General features: G+C 57.3%; 15 protein-coding genes and 1 tRNA gene. 10 read left to right on the top strand and 6 right to left on the bottom strand.

Annotation, left to right across the window (positions count from 1 at the left end; genetic code table 11):
• The first annotated feature begins 92 nt into the window (after nucleotides 1-92).
• The 5 genes from BB497_16070 to BB497_16050 all read left to right on the top strand — a co-directional run bounded on the left by BB497_16070 (nucleotide 93) and on the right by BB497_16050 (nucleotide 5,951).
• A complete protein-coding gene (locus BB497_16070; GenBank protein AVI64116.1) occupies nucleotides 93-1,028 on the top strand; it encodes an ABC transporter substrate-binding protein in 936 nt (311 codons plus the stop codon).
• A 101-nt stretch (nucleotides 1,029-1,129) separates the two neighbouring features.
• Complete coding sequence (locus tag BB497_16065; GenBank protein AVI64383.1) at nucleotides 1,130-2,098, top strand: ABC transporter permease; 969 nt, start codon at nucleotides 1,130-1,132, stop codon at nucleotides 2,096-2,098.
• Nucleotides 2,099-2,122: 24 nt separating this feature from the next.
• A complete protein-coding gene (locus BB497_16060) occupies nucleotides 2,123-3,250 on the top strand; it encodes an ABC transporter permease (protein ID AVI64115.1) in 1,128 nt (375 codons plus the stop codon).
• Nucleotides 3,247-4,047 (top strand): ABC transporter, encoded by an 801-nt coding sequence (locus tag BB497_16055; GenBank protein ID AVI64114.1) that lies wholly within the window; start codon nucleotides 3,247-3,249, stop codon nucleotides 4,045-4,047. Before BB497_16060 ends, BB497_16055 begins: the two co-directional genes overlap by 4 nt.
• A 107-nt stretch (nucleotides 4,048-4,154) precedes the next feature.
• The gene (locus BB497_16050) at nucleotides 4,155-5,951 is read left to right on the top strand and encodes an ABC transporter (GenBank protein AVI64382.1); all 1,797 of its coding nucleotides are present in this window, start codon (nucleotides 4,155-4,157) and stop codon (nucleotides 5,949-5,951) included.
• Here BB497_16050 and BB497_16045 read toward each other — a convergent pair.
• Entirely contained in the window at nucleotides 5,948-6,538 is a 591-nt protein-coding gene (locus BB497_16045) for a hypothetical protein (protein AVI64113.1), read from the bottom strand. The genes BB497_16050 and BB497_16045 overlap by 4 nt on opposite strands.
• Nucleotides 6,539-6,665: 127 nt before the next feature.
• On the opposite strand from BB497_16045, the gene BB497_16040 reads away from it, so the two are divergent.
• A tRNA-Met gene (locus BB497_16040) sits at nucleotides 6,666-6,742 on the top strand.
• Between the two features lie 181 nt (nucleotides 6,743-6,923).
• Here the strand turns inward: BB497_16040 and BB497_16035 are convergent.
• The 3 genes from BB497_16035 to BB497_16025 all read right to left on the bottom strand — a co-directional run bounded on the left by BB497_16035 (nucleotide 6,924) and on the right by BB497_16025 (nucleotide 8,842).
• Complete coding sequence (locus tag BB497_16035) at nucleotides 6,924-7,124, bottom strand: hypothetical protein (protein ID AVI64112.1); 201 nt, start codon at nucleotides 7,122-7,124, stop codon at nucleotides 6,924-6,926.
• Nucleotides 7,125-7,274: 150 nt separating this feature from the next.
• Entirely contained in the window at nucleotides 7,275-8,333 is a 1,059-nt protein-coding gene (locus BB497_16030; GenBank protein AVI64381.1) for a stomatin, read from the bottom strand.
• A 14-nt stretch (nucleotides 8,334-8,347) separates the two neighbouring features.
• Nucleotides 8,348-8,842: a nodulation efficiency, NfeD-like protein gene (locus BB497_16025; protein ID AVI64111.1), complete on the bottom strand. Its 495-nt coding sequence runs from the start codon at nucleotides 8,840-8,842 to the stop codon at nucleotides 8,348-8,350.
• Between the two features lie 184 nt (nucleotides 8,843-9,026).
• Here BB497_16025 and BB497_16020 point away from each other — a divergent pair, with 184 nt between their 5' ends.
• Both BB497_16020 and BB497_16015 read left to right on the top strand, forming a co-directional pair.
• On the top strand, nucleotides 9,027-9,461 hold the full coding sequence (locus BB497_16020; GenBank protein ID AVI64110.1) for a DUF305 domain-containing protein: 435 nt from the start codon (nucleotides 9,027-9,029) through the stop codon (nucleotides 9,459-9,461).
• Between the two features lie 113 nt (nucleotides 9,462-9,574).
• Nucleotides 9,575-10,288, top strand: coding sequence for a hypothetical protein (locus tag BB497_16015; GenBank protein ID AVI64109.1), 714 nt, complete (start codon nucleotides 9,575-9,577; stop codon nucleotides 10,286-10,288).
• Nucleotides 10,289-10,325: 37 nt separating this feature from the next.
• Here BB497_16015 and BB497_16010 read toward each other — a convergent pair whose 3' ends face one another.
• The gene (locus tag BB497_16010) at nucleotides 10,326-13,277 is read right to left on the bottom strand and encodes a hypothetical protein (protein AVI64108.1); all 2,952 of its coding nucleotides are present in this window, start codon (nucleotides 13,275-13,277) and stop codon (nucleotides 10,326-10,328) included.
• Between the two features lie 107 nt (nucleotides 13,278-13,384).
• Between BB497_16010 and BB497_16005 the strand changes: the two genes are divergently transcribed.
• Complete coding sequence (locus BB497_16005; GenBank protein ID AVI64107.1) at nucleotides 13,385-14,092, top strand: hypothetical protein; 708 nt, start codon at nucleotides 13,385-13,387, stop codon at nucleotides 14,090-14,092.
• 33 nt (nucleotides 14,093-14,125) lie between these two features.
• Here BB497_16005 and BB497_16000 read toward each other — a convergent pair whose 3' ends face one another.
• Complete coding sequence (locus BB497_16000) at nucleotides 14,126-15,025, bottom strand: hypothetical protein (GenBank protein AVI64106.1); 900 nt, start codon at nucleotides 15,023-15,025, stop codon at nucleotides 14,126-14,128.
• A gap of 209 nt (nucleotides 15,026-15,234) precedes the next feature.
• Between BB497_16000 and BB497_15995 the strand changes: the two genes are divergently transcribed.
• Nucleotides 15,235-16,221: a C4-dicarboxylate ABC transporter substrate-binding protein gene (locus tag BB497_15995; GenBank protein AVI64105.1), complete on the top strand. Its 987-nt coding sequence runs from the start codon at nucleotides 15,235-15,237 to the stop codon at nucleotides 16,219-16,221.
• Nucleotides 16,222-16,247 lie beyond the last annotated feature (26 nt).

The following is a 16,247-nucleotide window of genomic DNA, read 5'->3' as shown; positions in this document are numbered from 1 at the left end:
GGAATAGAAGTGCAAGTGCTTTTGAGAATCGTTATTATTGGAGTGTTTGTTAAAGCAAAGCATTTCACTGGGCATTTCACTGGGAGAGACACATGCGACACACGTTATTGCAGCGCGGTTTACTCGGGATGCTGATAAGCATCTTGCTGGTGGGCACCGTTCAGGCGCGCACGCTGGAGACCGCTTATGGTGACGTCGAGGTGGCGGATGCCCCCGAGCGTGTGGTGACGCTGTATGAAGGCGCGCTGGATGCCGCGCTGGCGGCAGGCGTAACCCCGGTAGGGGCGGTGACCACCCGTGGCGGCGACAACGTGGCGGAATACGTGACCGACTACCTCAGTGCGAACGAGCTCGAACACCCTGAGATTGTAGGCGTCGTGCGAGAAATTAATATTGAAGCAGTGCTGGCCCAGCAGCCGGACCTTATTTTAGCCGCGGCCCAACTGCCGCAGGAGCAGTATCAGCTGCTATCGCAAATTGCGCCTACCGTGGTTCCCCACACCCAACCGCTGGCGGCAGATAACTGGGAAGCCGAAGCGCGTCTGTTCGGCCAGGCCTTGAACCAGGAAGATGCGATTGAAGACGCCATTGCCGCTGTAGACCTGCGTGCCGCTGAACTGGCGACAGCGATTGCCGCTGCCGATGTCGGTGGCACTGCCTTTTTAGCGCGCTGGATGCCCAGTGGCCCGATGGTGATGTCGACGCAACTGATCGCCACCGGCTTGTTAGAAAAGGTCGGGCTTGGTGTTCAAGATGCGGGCCTTATCAAAGCAGACAGCGCTCACAGCGACGTATTAAGCCTTGAAAATCTGTCTCAGGTAGACGGCGATTGGCTGTTCTTAGCTACGCTCAATGATGACGGCCAAGCCGCCCTGGAGAGCGCCAAACAGAGCGCCGCCTTCAACCGCTTGAACGTGGTACAGAACGAGCGGGTGGTGCCGGTAAACGGCCAGCTCTGGAGCAGTGCCAACGGCCCGTTGGCTGCCCAAGCGATTCTAGACGACATCGAGAAAGCCTTATTGCCGTGAACGATGCCGTGAACGATGCTGCCGTGAAGTCCTTTGCTAACGATATTTCTAACTTTGCTGCTAACAACGTGAGCGGCAGGCGCTGCTCACCACGCTCCTGGATGTTCCTTCTGCTCACCGCCCTTGTGGCGGTGAGCGTCGTTAGTTTGTTGATTGGCGCAGGCAGTATTGGTCCACGCCAAGTGCTGGGGCTGCTAAGCGGAAGCGATCACGCGGAAGCGCGTTTTATTGTGTGGGAGCTGCGTGCACCGCGCACGTTGATAGGTATTGCGGTAGGCGTGGCGCTGGGCGTGGCGGGGGCGCTGCTACAGGCCGTTTCCCGCAACCCGCTGGCCGAGCCGGGCTTGTTGGGCGTGAGCGCAGGCGCTGCATTTGCCGTTTCCCTGGCGCTGGTGTTAGGGGCCAGCGCGGCCACTTTGCGCATTCCAGTAGCCCAGTTAGGGGCGCTCATCGGCTGTGTGTGCGTGCTCAGCGTGGCTCGGCTGCGCGATGTGGGGAATGACCCGGTGCGCTTAGTGTTAGCGGGGGCCGCGTTTTCGGGGCTGCTCGGTTCACTCAGCGCTCTGATGCTGCTTTACGACCAGAGTGCCGCCGATGAGATTCGCTTTTGGGTGGTAGGCAGCTTGGCGGGTAGGCGGTTGGATGATTTATGGGCCGTGCTGCCCAGCCTGCTAGTAGCAGGGGCAGGCGTTGTTGTGATTGCCCGGCCGCTGGCCGCGCTGGCACTTGGGGAGAGGGCCGCGAGCGGTTTAGGGCACCGCCCTGGGCTGATTCGCTGGCTGGCCGTGGGTTGTGTGGCGCTATTAGTCGGCGCGGCCACCGCCATTGCCGGGCCGATTGCGTTTGTGGGGCTCGTGGTGCCTTTTGTGGCGCGGGCCATCGCCGGGCCGGATATTCGCCGCACGCTCTGGTTCTGCCTGCCTGTCGGCCCGCTGATCGTACTCACCGCCGATATTATCTCCCGTGTTGTGGTTGCCCCTTCCGAGCTGCCGTTAGGCGTGCTCACCGCGCTCTGCGGCGCGCCGGTGCTGATCGCGGTGGTGCGGGCCAAACGCCTACCCATGCTCTAACGCTCCTTTTGGTTATCTGATGCTATGAAAAACACGGCAAAACAGTCGCTCAGCGGTGTGGTGCTGCCCCACACCTCCACGGCTTATTATGAAAGCATGAGTGCCCAGGCGGTCGCGGCTCCGCAGGGCTACTGGCGTGCCGCGCTGCCCCGCGGAGTGAGCGTACTGCTGGAAAAGCGCGCCGTGGCAGTAAATATGGGGCTTAGTGCCGTGCTGCTGGCCGTCTGCGTGCTCTATTTAAGCCTGGGGAGCGTGACGCTTTCCCCGAATGCGGTGGTGGCTTCCTTAGTGGGGCAGGGCGATAGCATGACAACGTTTATGGTGCAGCAGCTGCGCCTGCCGCGCCTCATCGCCGCCTGTTTCACCGGCGCCGCCTTTGCGCTGGCCGGGGTGCTGATGCAAACCCTGGCCCGCAACCGTTTGGCGACGCCTGGCATTATCGGGATTGATAACGGTGCCACCGCCTTTGCGGTGGCTTCGATTGTAGGCTTGGGGTTAGGCATCGCACCGCCCGCCATGGCGCTGGCAGGCGCGACTACCGCCGCCGTGCTCACCTTTGGCTTAGCCGCAGGCAGCGGCACTCAGGGCTACCGCTTTATTGTTGCAGGCATCGGCGTGGGCGCGGTATTTGGCGCGGTGACGCAGCTGATGTTGGCGCGGGTGGCCATTGATGCCGCCAACGCCGCCTACCCCTGGACCGTCGGTTCCCTCAATGCTCGCCCGGCAAGTGCAGTACAGCTGCTGGGCATTGGCTTGGCGCTAGGGCTGGTGGCCGCGCTGGCGCTGGCCCGTTCGCTCACGCTGCTGCGCTTTAAAGATGCCATTGCCAGTGGCTTAGGCACTGCGGTGAAAGCGCGGCGGTTGCAGGTGCTGTTACTTTCAGTGGTGCTCACCGCGCTGGCCGTTGCCGTGGCGGGGCCGGTTGGATTGATAGCGCTGATTGGCCCTGAAATTGCCCGTTCGCTCTCCAGCGCCCGCCATGTACCCATTCTAGCCGCCACGCTGGCGGGTGCCCTGGTGATGGTGCTGGCCGATTTAGCAGGCCGCACGCTGTTTGCCCCCATCGAGATCCCCGTGGGGATTGTTACCGCCGTGGTGGGTGGCCCCTGGCTACTCTGGATACTAATGCGCCCACACCGGAGTCGCCCATGACCTCATTACCCACGCTTTCCACCGATGCGCTCAGCATGAGCTACGGCCAGCGCCAAGTGATTCGCGAACTCGGCGTTAGCTTGCCCAGCGGGCAAGTGACCGCCATTGTTGGCCCCAACGGCTGTGGTAAATCCACGCTGCTCTCTGGGCTTGCCCGCCTGCACAAACCCGATAGCGGTGCCGTATTGTTAAACGGCCACGATATCGCCCAGATGCCCGCCCGCCAACTTGCCACCAAGCTGGCGCTACTGCCCCAGGAGGCGGTCGCGCCGGAAGGGCTGACGGTGACTGAGTTAATTCGCTTTGGTCGCCAGCCCCACCAAGGCTGGCTACGCCAGTGGTCGGCGGAAGATCAACAGGTGGTGCAACATGCGCTTGCCGCTGCCGAGCTGGAAGCGCTTGCCGACCGGCCTTTGGAAGCGCTTTCCGGCGGCCAACGCCAGCGCGCCTGGATCGCCATGACCATCGCCCAGCAAACGCCGCTTTTACTACTCGACGAGCCCACCTCCGCGTTAGACTTAGGCCACCAAATCGAGGTGTTCGAGCTGGTGCGCGGCCTGGCCTGCCAGGGCCGCACGGTGGTGATGGTGCTGCACGACCTGGCCAGCGCCTGCCGCTACGCCGACCACCTGATTGCCATGCGCGACGGGCAAATTGTTGCCCAGGGTGCGCCATCAGAGGTGGTCACGCCCGCGCTGGTGCGGGAGCTGTATCAGGTGGAGTGCACGCTGCTGCTCGATCCCGATACCGGCAGCCCTTTGCTCGCCAATGTGCGGCGGGCGAGCCAACCCGCGTAACGTGTTGACGGTTAACCACCCTAGATAACAACGTAAAAGGAATCGATGTGGCTTCTTCCCCGACCCGCGCCGACAAAGCGTCCGTCAATCAAAGCTTCCACGCCTTAATGCGCCTGCTGCGCTACGCCAAAGGTTATCGGCGGCAGATTATCACTGCCACGATGTGCTCGATTATCAACAAGCTGTTCGATATCGCCCCGGAAATCCTAATTGGCGTGGCCATCGACGTAGTGGTGAACCAGGAAAACAGCTTTGTAGCGCGACTGGGGTTTGAATCCCCCCAGGAGCAGATCACCATTTTGGCGGTGCTCACCTTCTTTATTTGGGCGGGGGAGTCGCTGTTTGAGTACCTGTTCCAAATCCTCTGGCGCAACCTAGCCCAGCGGCTGCAGGCGGATATGCGCCAGGACACCTACGAGCATGCCCAGCGATTGGATATGGCGTTTTTCGAATCGAAAAGCTCCGGCCAGCTAGTGGCTACCATGAACGATGACGTGAACCAGCTAGAGCGCTTTCTGGACGGCGGTGCCAACGCGCTGATTCAAGTAGTGGTCACGGTAGTGGCCGTGGGCGCGGTGTTCTTCGTGCTCTCGCCGCTCATCGCGCTGCTGGCGTTTACGCCTATTCCGCTGATCATTTGGGGCGCGTTCTTCTTCCAGCGCAAAGCCGGGCCACTTTACAGTGACGTGCGCGAGAAGGTCGGTGATCTTGCCAGCCGTCTTTCTAATAACCTGAGCGGCATTGCCACCATTAAAAGCTTTACCAGCGAAGTGCGAGAAGCCGAACGGCTACGCGATGCCAGCGAAGCCTATGTGGAAGCCAACCGTCGAGCGATTAAAGTCAGTTCTGCGTTTATTCCGGTTATCCGCATGGCGATTCTGGCGGGCTTTCTCGCCACTTTTACCGTCGGCGGCATGATGGCACTGAACGGCACGCTGAACGTCGGCGCTTACGGTGTGCTGGTGTTCCTTACCCAGCGCCTGCTGTGGCCGCTCACTGGCCTCGCTCAGGTGATTGACCTGTTCGAGCGCGCTATGGCCAGCACCAAACGGATTCTCGACCTGCTGGAAGTGCCTATTACGGTTAAAGACGACAGCACAACGGCCCTGGCCGCGCCAATCAAAGGCGAGGTGCGATTTGAGGCAGTGAGCTTCCAGTACGCAACAAGCCAAGTTGGGGTGAAAGGCGTTGACCTGCACGTGCCTGCTGGTAATACCTTGGCGCTGGTGGGAGCGACAGGTTCCGGTAAATCAACATTGATTAAACTACTGCTGCGTTTCTATGACCCTGAAAACGGTCGCGTACTGGTCGACGGCCAGCCGATCACTGAGGTCAGCATGCATTCGCTGCGCCAAGCGATTGGTTTGGTCAGCCAAGATGTGTACCTGTTCGAAGGCAGCATTCGTGACAATATCGCCTACGGCAAACCCGAGGCCGAGGATGCAGACATTATCGATGCCGCAAAAACTGCCGAGGCGTGGAGCTTTATTGAAGTGCTGCCTCAAGGACTGGATACACCGGTAGGCGAACGGGGCGTGCGGCTTTCTGGTGGCCAGCGCCAGCGGCTTTCGCTGGCCAGGGCGCTGCTTAAAGATCCGCCTATTCTAGTGCTAGATGAAGCCACTAGCGCGGTGGATAACGAAACCGAAGCGGCTATTCAGCGCTCGCTAAAACGCATCGCCCATGGCCGCACGGTGATTATGATTGCCCACCGGCTTTCGACCATCGTTCACGCCGATGAAATCGTAGTGATTGAGCAGGGCCAAGTAGCCGAGCGCGGCAGCCACTCAATCCTATTGGAAGCTAACGGCCACTACGCCGCGCAGTGGCGAGTACAAACGGGCGATGCCCAAGCAGGGGATGTAGAAGTACTCAGCCACGAAAAGCGCCATTCAGCGCCTTAGCGGTTAACTAAAAGAGCATTTAGGGTGACGGGCACATGCTCGTCAATCTCTTGGTAGCCCAGCATTGAGAGCACGGTTCGCACCGTTCCGTTTGCCATCAACGCTCTGCCATCCATGGCCATCGGTTCGGCATGGGTAACGCGCACTTCATTTAACCCTTCACGGGTAAAGCGCAGCGGCACGGCTTCTTCTTGGTTAATCAGGTCGGTTTGCACCCGGAAGGTGAGCGTTTCCACCATCGACTCGCCAATATCCAAGCCGTCTAACCGCTCTGGCGGCATTTGCGCCACCAGCGTCACCAGCGTGGTATTCGCCAGCAAGCCCACCCACGGCGGCAGCTCCCCAAAGCGATTGAGCAGATCGGTTTGGCTCAAGCGCAGCGGCAGGCGCAGCGTGCCATCGGCAGCAATATCGCCCTGTAAATTATTGACCTGATGGTGATGGGTTTGCGGGGCCTCACCATCTAATTGAGTAATCGACGCCTGCACCCGTGACTGAGCAGGATCTAGCTGCCAATCCGCATGAACCGGCACCGCCAACAGCAGTGGGATAAGAGCAATCAAAGCTTTCACAGCGCGTCTCCGCATTAGGAACTCACCAGCAGACCCCATGGCTTGAAATAAGTGCAACAAAAAAGTGCCGCTATCACCACAAGATAGCGCCGCTAGGGGGTAGCCTAGCCCCCTTACATTCGCTATTATATGCACGCTTTTCGGGCCTATAGCTCAGTTGGTTAGAGCAGGGGACTCATAATCCCTTGGTCGTAGGTTCAAGTCCTACTGGGCCCACCATTTCTATGACGTTTCCTCATGGCAGGGGATTATTAGTCCCTTGGTCTGCAGTTGACCTTTCCCTAAATACTGAAGCCATCCATCACAAACTATCTGCTTGATTAGCTACCCGCTTTAGTTCAACACGTATCTGTGAAGCGTTGCTGAAATACTTTCTTTTAGCGGGTTTAAACGCTAAACCTCACTTCTTTTTATTACGCATAAAGGGAAAAATTTTGGCCATGGCGTCATTGATAACTTGATCAAGGGGTTTGTGCTCTAAGCTAATAGCTGCTCTGGCGGCGGTATAAGTTCCTTTATATTCCCGGGCTATTTCATTGTCGGTCATGCTATCGGGTAGCTGCTCTTTTTTACGAATGGCGCTGATGACGTCCTTGTTCATTTGTCTCTCCTGTTAATAGTGTCTCTCCATCTAGCGTAGCGCATAACAACTGATGGTGAGCGAGCTGTTGGCCAGTCTAAAAAAAGCTAAATAAGAAACCGGGCACTGTTGGCCCGGTTTAAGCGTTTCGTTTAGGTATTAATTCAACTTCTAATTACCGCCAGCGGCACCGCCTACGATGCCGCTGCGAAAGCCGCCGTCGCTTGGGTTACTGGAGCGGTTTTTAAGGTGGTTGGCAACGGTATCTTCAGGTGAACCTGCCATTTCGCGGAACATACCCATTGAACCAAGAAGCGCTGATGATTCGTAAGGCACAAACACGCGTTCGCCGTTTTTCGCCATATTGGGTAAGCCTTTGATGTAGCTTTGCCCCAATAGGTACCCCACAACGGTGCGCTTGTTCTCTTCGCTGTCGCCAATGGCGTTGAGTACCAGTTTGATGGATTCTTGCTCACCTTGGGCGCGCAGAATGGCCGACTCTTTGTCGCCCTGGGCGTTAAGGATAGAGGATTCACGTTGGCCCTGAGCCATAGCAATGGCGGCTGATTTTTCACCTTCGGCTTCGGTTACTGTGGCGCGGCGCTTGCGTTCGGCGGCCATCTGTAGGCGCATGGCCGACTCCACCTCGTCGGGCATGGCAATATCCTGTACCTCTACCCGGGAAATTTTAACGCCCCACTTAGATGCGGGCTCTTCCATGGCCGCTTGAATCTCGTTATTAACTTCGGCGCGGGATTCAAACAATTTATCCAGCTCCATTTTACCTACCACCGAGCGCAGCGTGGTTTTGGCGAGTACTTCTACCGCTTGGCTCATGTTTTCGACTTCATACACGGCTCGCTTAGGGTCGATGATTTGATAGTAAAGGGCACCGTTGATCCGTACCGTTACGTTATCGGTAGTCACCACTGGCTGGCCGGGGAAATCCATCACCGTTTCACGGCGGTCGATACGGAACTCATCGGTCATAATGGGCTGGTAATCCTCACCCATTTTGCGATAGCGAATCATGGTGATCGCACGGGGCTGTTCAATAAAGGGAATGATAATATTGATACCGCTTTCCAGCACGCGGTGAAACGAGCCGAGCCGTTCCACGACCATCACTTCGGATTGGCGAATAATCACCAGCCCTTTAGAAATGATCACGATTGCGATCACGACAATAATCAGGCTAATCAGTAAACCTGGGCTAATGGGTAAATCCATGAGGTCATTCATGCTTATGGCTCCTTGCGTTGGGAAAGATCATCCTGACGAGTTAGGTCTTCTGGCTGTGGCAGCATAACTAAGGCGGTAGTGCCTTCAAAGCGTTTGAACACCACTAGGGTGTCGGGCGACAGTTCTGTTTCACCGCTTTCTACGACGCGTAAGCGGTAAAAATCACCGTTTACTTTGATGCCCGTGGCGTTATCAAAATCGCGTCGTTGCGTTCTGTAGAGGCTGCCTTTTTCAACGCCGGTACCGGTAGTGCCGTAAGCCACACCCTTGGGTGAAAAACGTGGGCGAATCACCATCACACCAAGGGGTACCAACACACCTGCAAAAACAGCCATGCTGATCAACTGCCAAGGCAGCGTGAAACCAAGTGCCGCAACGGCGGCGGTGAACGCTGCCGCGATGCCCAGTGCGAGTAGCACCATAGCCCCAGAGCTGAGCTCGGCTAAGCTCAACAGCAGGGCGACAACTAACCAGCTATAAGCAGGGTTCCAGTCCATGCGTGCTCCTATGCCTTTGATGAATGATGCTATCTCCAGGGTAACGCACTCAGCGCATCTTGACCTGTGGGCTGCCTGTAGGTTTTACACTTTATTTGTGGTCAATAACTATTTTGGCTTCTCTAAGCGTTACCCATTGCCTATAGGCTATTCCCTAAAGGCTATTCCCTACAGGAGAGTTGCTATGATGCTTAATCGTTCCAAAATGGCTGAACTGTTACAAAATCGCTGGAAAATGGCGGCAGGCGTATGCGCAGTAGCGGGGTTGTTGGTTGCTCCCGCGGCCTATGCCCACCACCACAACGCTGATAATGGCCATGAAGACCACGGGCAACACGGTAGCAGTGACCAAGACCACGGCGACAATCCGGCGGTAGCGGCGTACAAAGCCGCCAATGATCGCATGCATGAAGATATGTCGATGTCATTTACTGGCGACCCGGATGTGGATTTTGCCAAAGGCATGATTCCTCACCATGAAGGCGCCATTGCCATGGCGGAAATCGTTCTTGAGTACGGCGAGGACGAGGAGATCCGTCAATTGGCTGAAGAAATTATTGATGCCCAAGAGAGTGAAATCGCTTTCTTGCGCGAATGGTTAGAGCAACAGGGCCACTAAGCCGCGCCTAAACGCCTGCCGCCATCACCAACTACCCACAAAGACGCTAAAGAGGGTGCTATCCTTCCGGCTTAACTATTTTCCCTCTAACGAGGGTGATAAAGGAGAGCCGCGTGTCGGGTGTTATTTACTGGTTGGATATGGCGGGGGTGATTGTGTTTGCCCTTTCCGGGGTAATCTTAGCGTGTCGTTCGCGGATGGATCCGTTCGGCATGCTGGTGTTAGCCGCGGTAACCGGTATTGGTGGCGGCACCCTGCGTGATTTAGTGCTTGGCGTGCGGCCAGTGTTCTGGGTGACAGACCCTACCTACCTGTGGGTTATCTTAGCCACGGTGGGGGTCTCGCTTGTTGGGTTTCACTATATCCACCGCCTGTCCCGGGGCTTTTTACCCGTGGCGGATGCCTTTGGGCTGGCGCTGTTTACCGTTATAGGTACGCATAAAGCGCTGCTGTTGGGGTCGCCCGGCGTTGTGGCGGTGCTAATGGGAATGATGACCGGCGTAGCAGGCGGCATGATTCGTGATGTACTGGCACAGCGGGTGCCTATGGTGCTGCGGGAGGAGATTTATGCCACCGCCGCTTTGGCGGGTGGGGTTGTCTATGTGACACTGCATACGCTTGGTGCGCCGCTCACGGCCACCATTGCAGCTTCCCTAATGGTGACGTTAGGGCTGCGGTTAGCCGCCATTCATTGGCACTTAGCGCTGCCTGTATTTGCCTGGGTGACGCTGCCGCCGAAAACCACCGATGCCACCACGCCACTCTCCACCCCCGAAAAAGCCAAAGAGCGGGTGCGTATTATTCGTCGAGAGCGCACCCGCCGCTAGTTGTTGGTAGTTCAAGATTACCCCAGGCTCTGATCCCTCAGGGCCTGGGAAAGCGCTGCGCTTCCCGCCAGCGCTCAAACCAGCGCCTTGGCTGCAGTATGCGCAGGGTGGGTTCGCTATCGACCAATTCGACGCCAACGCCGACTGACCCCAACTGTGCATACAGTGCGCCATTAGCGCTTTTATCTGCCAATACCACATCTGAAAGCAGTAGCAGCGGGCCGCCGGTGAGCGTTACATCCTGTAGGCTAATCTGCTCACCGTTAATGCGTAGCTGCGCGGTGCCATCAATATGGCGCACGTTTAACAACCGGCCTAGCCAGTCACTTTCTCGGGCGCGGGCTAGAAATAGCCTGGCCAACAGGCCGGAATCGCGCATGCTTAGGCGCAGCTGGCTGGTTAATCGAATCGGGTCATCCCACTCAAGCTGCGCTTCGTCCATGGCGAGCTGCACCCACCAGCCTGCATCCTGCGTACCTGCCTTGCTTTGCCGGAATACGTTTTCCAAGCGTAAAAACGAGTCATTGGCGGTAAAGCGTCGCGTTTCAAGGTCGCCCTCGGTGAGCTGTAAACGTAATGTCACATCGCCCCGCAGCTGTTGATCGAGCAGCGTCAACTCTGCACCAAAGGCGCGCAGGTTGATCTCTCCCTGGGCAGTCAACCCCTCTAATAACCACTCGCTGGAGAGGCTGGCTTGGCCCCCGAGTAGTTCGATCCCCGCATCTTCAGGCAGGTAGTGGTTATAGCGGGTGAAGTCGGGGACATCGGTAATAGGTAGGGCGATGCGGGTAGTGAAATAACGGGGTTCAGGGGACGCTAGTACCTCACTAAAACGCTCGGTTTGGGTGGTCAGCGCAAAATGCCGGCCCTCCAGGTGGGGGCGCTCGTCGTCTTGGCGGCGAAGTGAAAAGCGTGGGATGCCGAGCGAAAGCTGCGCCTGCTCGGCCGTGTCGAGCTGCGCCGTTAACTCACCTCGTCCGGTGGCGAGGTAGTCTAAAAATGCGACTTCAAGCTGGTTGGCATTCACCCGTAGGCGAGTGGGGGCCTGTAGGCGGTTATCGCGAAACGCCCCTTGGGCAAATAGCTGCCCGTCTCCGGAAAGGGCTAGGCCGTGGGCGTCGGGAAGAAATGCATTTAAAAAGCCTAGCCGCTGTACGCTGCCTTCTAACGCAAACTGACCGCTAAGGGTGTCGCGGTTCTGAAAACGCCCTTCACGTAGCACAAGCGTGCTTTCTAAGCGCTCGCTGGGGGCTTGGGCATCGGCTATTTGCCAGCTTAGGCGCGACCCGCTGATATCCAGCGCGGTGCCCTCTGTGGTTGCCCTACGGATCACTAGGCTAAGTTGAGCATCGCTTTCAAGCGTGCCGGAACGCTCATCGTGCTGCCATTGGGTGGTTAACTGCTCGCCTGCTAGGTGAATCTCTCCGTTTAACTCGGCCGTCGTAAAGGCAAGCGCGCCATGGCTAGCCGCTTGGCCGCTAAGTAGTTGAAGCGGTGCAGGGCTAGGCAACACGGAATCTAGGTAGTGTTGCAGTACGCTGATATCGGGTAGGCGCGCGTCCTCCCAATGTAGTTGGCCAGAAGCTTGCTCTTGCGCGTGTTCCGGGTCAATTGGGCTACGTGCTTCCAGCGTGATGTCGGCATCTGCCAACAGGGTTTGTTGGCGGTGGCTGAGCGTGGCATCGCTGAGTTCGAGCGTGGCAGTAAGGGATTCATCGGGGGAGAGCACTGCTGTTAGCGAGCCATCGCCCTGGGCGGAAAAATCAAGCAGCTCAGCACCAAGCGCCGGGGCTTGAACCTGAAGTGAAGCCTGGTAAGGCCGCGCATCGCGCAGGGTGGCGCTAGCCTCAATGTGGCCGCTCCCAGAGAGCTGTATTCCTTGGCCATCAAAGGTGTGTGCCAGGTAGCGGTCCAGCATATCCAAACGGGTGACGTTACCCTGTAGATCCATGCTTACCCCGGTGGGAAGGTCTAGCTGGTCGAGACGCTGGTTGGGCACGCGGGTGGCTAAACGTAGCTGGGTGTCGACAGCGTATGGGTGGGTGTCGGCGAGTACGACCTCGTTTAGCTGTGTTGAAAAATGCAGCTGATCAGCGTCTACGGATAGGTTTACCCGTCCTTCACCGCTGGCCGTATGACGTGGCGGGGGGGCGTCGGCAATTAGCCAGCGGCGGGTATCCTCTTCAGGGGGCCGCAGGCGCTGCTCGTCAAAGGTTAAATGCAGGGCGGGGGCGTCCAGTGTTAGGTGGCTGCCGGGCAGGAATTCACCATTCGCAAGACTAAGCTCGCCTGCTAGGGCGCCGCGGCCGTTCAGGGTTAGCCAAGGCAGCGCTTCTAAATAGGGCATGAACACGTCCCAAGCGTCTGCTTGGGCATTAATGGAAAGCTCTGCCGAAAGGGCGCTCAGCAGCGCAGCCGTTAGTTCATCTCGGGATTGTTGCGTAGTGACAACCGGCTCAAGGGTGGCATCTGCCTGAAGATGAATGTCACGCACCAGCGTTGCTTGGTCGCTTAGGCGCAGCAAGCGCCCTTGGGTGATATCCAACGATGCGTTGGGCACGGCGAGGGCGTCGCGGCTTAATTGGGTATTACTTACCTGCAGCTGGCCTTCGGCTTCCAGGGCGATATCGCCCACGGTCAGGCGGCGAATGCCCTGTGCATCCAGCGCTTGAATATGTAGCTCGCCACGCAGCAGCGCCAGCAGAGAGAGGGAAAGCGTCGCCTGCTGTGCTTCCACTGTAATGGGGAGCGCGCTGTCATTCCGTGCTAGGTAGAGATTTTCCACCTCCCAGCGCCCAGGGTGAAGGCTAGTGGCATCTGTCCAGCGGATTTCCACACCGTCAATCTGTGAGATGCGCTGGGGTAGCCACTGGCTATTAAGCAGCCATGTACTGCCTATTAGCCATGTTAAGGCGACCAACAGGGCGCTTAGCAGGGCGATAAGTAGCAGGCGCGGCAGGCGGCGCGGCGCATGTTTACTGTTCGTCATACGGGCTTCCTAGCAGATGACTCCTGTTGGCGCATGTTTTATGGCATTATGCGCGTCGTGGGGCAGTTATGGGTTTTCGATTTCAACGCTAGGCAGGCAGCAAAGCCATGTTCAAGGATTTTTACGCGCAGCGCGGAGAGTATGTAGTGATCTCTGCTGAGCAGGCCAGCCGTTTCGCTAAAGGCGTGGCCGGCGATTACAACCCGATTCATAACCCGGATGCGCGGCGTTTCTGCGTACCCGGTGACCTGCTGTTTACGCTGGTGCTGGTGAAGTTTGGGTTGTCGCGACAAATGGAATTTCGCTTCACCAATATGGTGGGTGCCGATACACCGCTGATGTTTAATGAAGTAGAAAATGGCGATATTCACGTCGTGGACGAGAGCGGCAAGTGCTATCTCCAAGTAGTGCGTCGCGGTGATGTTACCCAGGATAAGGCGGCGGTTGAAGCGTTTGCTCGCTGCTATGTGGCGTTTTCAGGTAAAAACTTCCCGCACTATTTGAAGCCATTGATGGAACAGCATGGGGTGATGTTTAACCCTAAACGCCCCTTGGTTATCTACGACAGCATGGGGTTTTGCTTAGAGCGCTTAGACGGTTTTGCGCCAGACCTAGCGTTAACCCGCTCATCCTTAGATGTGCAGGGCAAGCGCGCCGATGCGCTGCTGGAGTTTTCCATCGAATCGGCGGGTGAGGCCGTGGGTGTTGGCTCCAAAAAACTGGTTGTTAGCGGGCTGTGCGACTACGATGCGGCTGAAATGTCCGCTATCGTGGACGAATTTTATCGTTTAAAGGCGGCCTACGAAGCCGCCTAAACGTTGTTAAGCGCGCTGTTAAACAGTGGGTGGCTAGGCCACTACCGTGACGGGGCAGGGAGCAAGCTCAATGACTTTTTGGCTCACGCTGCCTAATAGCGACTCCTGAAGATACCCCAAGCCCCGTCGGCCCATTATGATCACGGGGCTGTCGGGGCACTGTTTAGCATGCTGAATAATGGCTTCCGCGCAGTGCTCAGCCTGTATAAGCTGCTCGGTCACGCCTGCTGGTACCTCGCCCAGGGCCTCACGGGTGCTGCGAAAAATTCGTTGCTCTTCGCGCTCACCGCTGTCCAGTAAGGGCTGTGACCCTGGGGGTTGGCAAAACAGCATCTCAACGCGGATATGACCGCTGCGTGCCAGGTCGCCTGCTAATTGCGCTGCCACATCGCTGTGGGACGAGCCATCTACCGGTAGTAAAATGCGTCCAATCCGCGTGGATTCTAGAATGCCAGCATCGGCATGGATGACCGTGACCGGCCCTCGGGCGCGGTGAACCACTGCATTACTCACGCTCCCTTTTAGCCATTTGCCCACTTCACTCAAGTGACGAGCGCCCATCACGAGCAAGGTCTTTTGATGCTGACGGGCGTGCTCCACAATGACGCGTTCCGGGTGGCTCACAAAACCATCATCGTGTAAGCGCGTCTCTTCTACGGTCAATGCCTGGGTAAAAGACAGTGCCGCCAACTGGTGGCGGGCGGCTTGAAATGCATCGCTGGCTTTTGCATCCTGCTGGGCGCGGTCGTGGTCGTCGCTGATATTGCGGTTGCTGGGCACGTCGCTTAGCTCGGCAGGCTTGAGCGGCAGCACATGCACCAGCTGCAATGTTGCATCTAACAGGCTGGCTAGCAGGGCGGCGTGATGGGTGGCCGCTGTGGCTTCTTCCGAACTATCGACCGGCACCATCACAATGGATACGCGTTCGCTCATGTTTATAGCTCCTTGTGGTTAAGAGCGTAATCGTTATAGTCGATAGCCTAGCGCAGCCGCGTTTTAATATCAGCGTTAAGCGCGGTAAAGATTTGCAAGCCCGTTAACGCTAGCAGGTGCCATCAACGCCGCCACTGCGGTATTCTCAGCGATACCATTATAATGACAGGGTGCTCAGGCACCTTGCGCTGGACTCAATGAGGCTTTGCATGAACCGAATGAAAACGCTAACGCTTGCCTGTGCTGCGGCCACTTTAGCCGCCGCTTCCTTTAGTGCTCAGGCGCGTGACTTTCGCTTAGGCTTGATTACCCCCGCCCAGCACCTTTGGTCTACTGAAGCAGAAGCCTTTGCCGAAACGCTTAACGAGCGCTCTGGCGGTGAACACAGCGTTAGCGTTTATCCCGCCCAGCAGTTGGGCAACGAGGCACAAATGGTGCAGCAGCTGCAAACCGGCGCGCTGGATATGGCCTTCTTGACCATTGCCGAGATTTCTAACCGTATTCCTGATTTTGGCGCGCTTTACGCCCCCTATCTGGTTGATGATGTAAACCACGCGGCGCGGCTGCTGCGTTCAGACGCTACAGGCGAACTCCTGGGGTTAATGCCGGAGGGTGTTGGGTTAATGGGCATGGGCTACGGCATGGTCGGTATGCGCCAAGTGCTTAGCCGCAGCCCCATCGAGCGTGCTGAAGACCTGCGTGGTCAGCGTCTGCGGATTACCCCTTTTGATCCGATTCGCGACTTTTATAACGCCGTAGGCGCGGCGCCTGCACCCATGCCACTGTTAGAGGTCTACGATGCCTTGGCGAATGGTCAGGTAGACGCGATTGATATGGACTTCGATTCGATCTTAATCCTGAAGTTTTACGAGCAGGCGGAAAACCTGCTGATCTCAAACCACATGATGTTCCCCATGGTGGGCGTGGTGTCGGGTCGTGTATGGCGTGAGTTGTCCGAAGAGGACCGCGAGTTGATTGAAACCGCCATGGCCGAGCATCTAGAGAACGTGCTGGTCGGTTTTGAAGAGATGGACGCGGCCCAGGAAGAAGAGATCCGCGCGCTGGATATTAATATTGTCGATGCCGATGCCGAATTCTTCTCTGAGGCGATTGCCGAGTGGGAAGAGGTGTGGGGCCCCAAAGCGCCGATGTTAGAAACTTTGCGTGAGGAAGCTGACCGGCTGCGTGACGAGTAGCACTCTATCAAGGGCCTTTAACCACC

This window comes from Halomonas sp. GFAJ-1, assembly GCA_002966495.1.
Lineage (GTDB): Bacteria > Pseudomonadota > Gammaproteobacteria > Pseudomonadales > Halomonadaceae > Vreelandella.
This window is presented reverse-complemented; position numbering and strand designations above follow the sequence as displayed.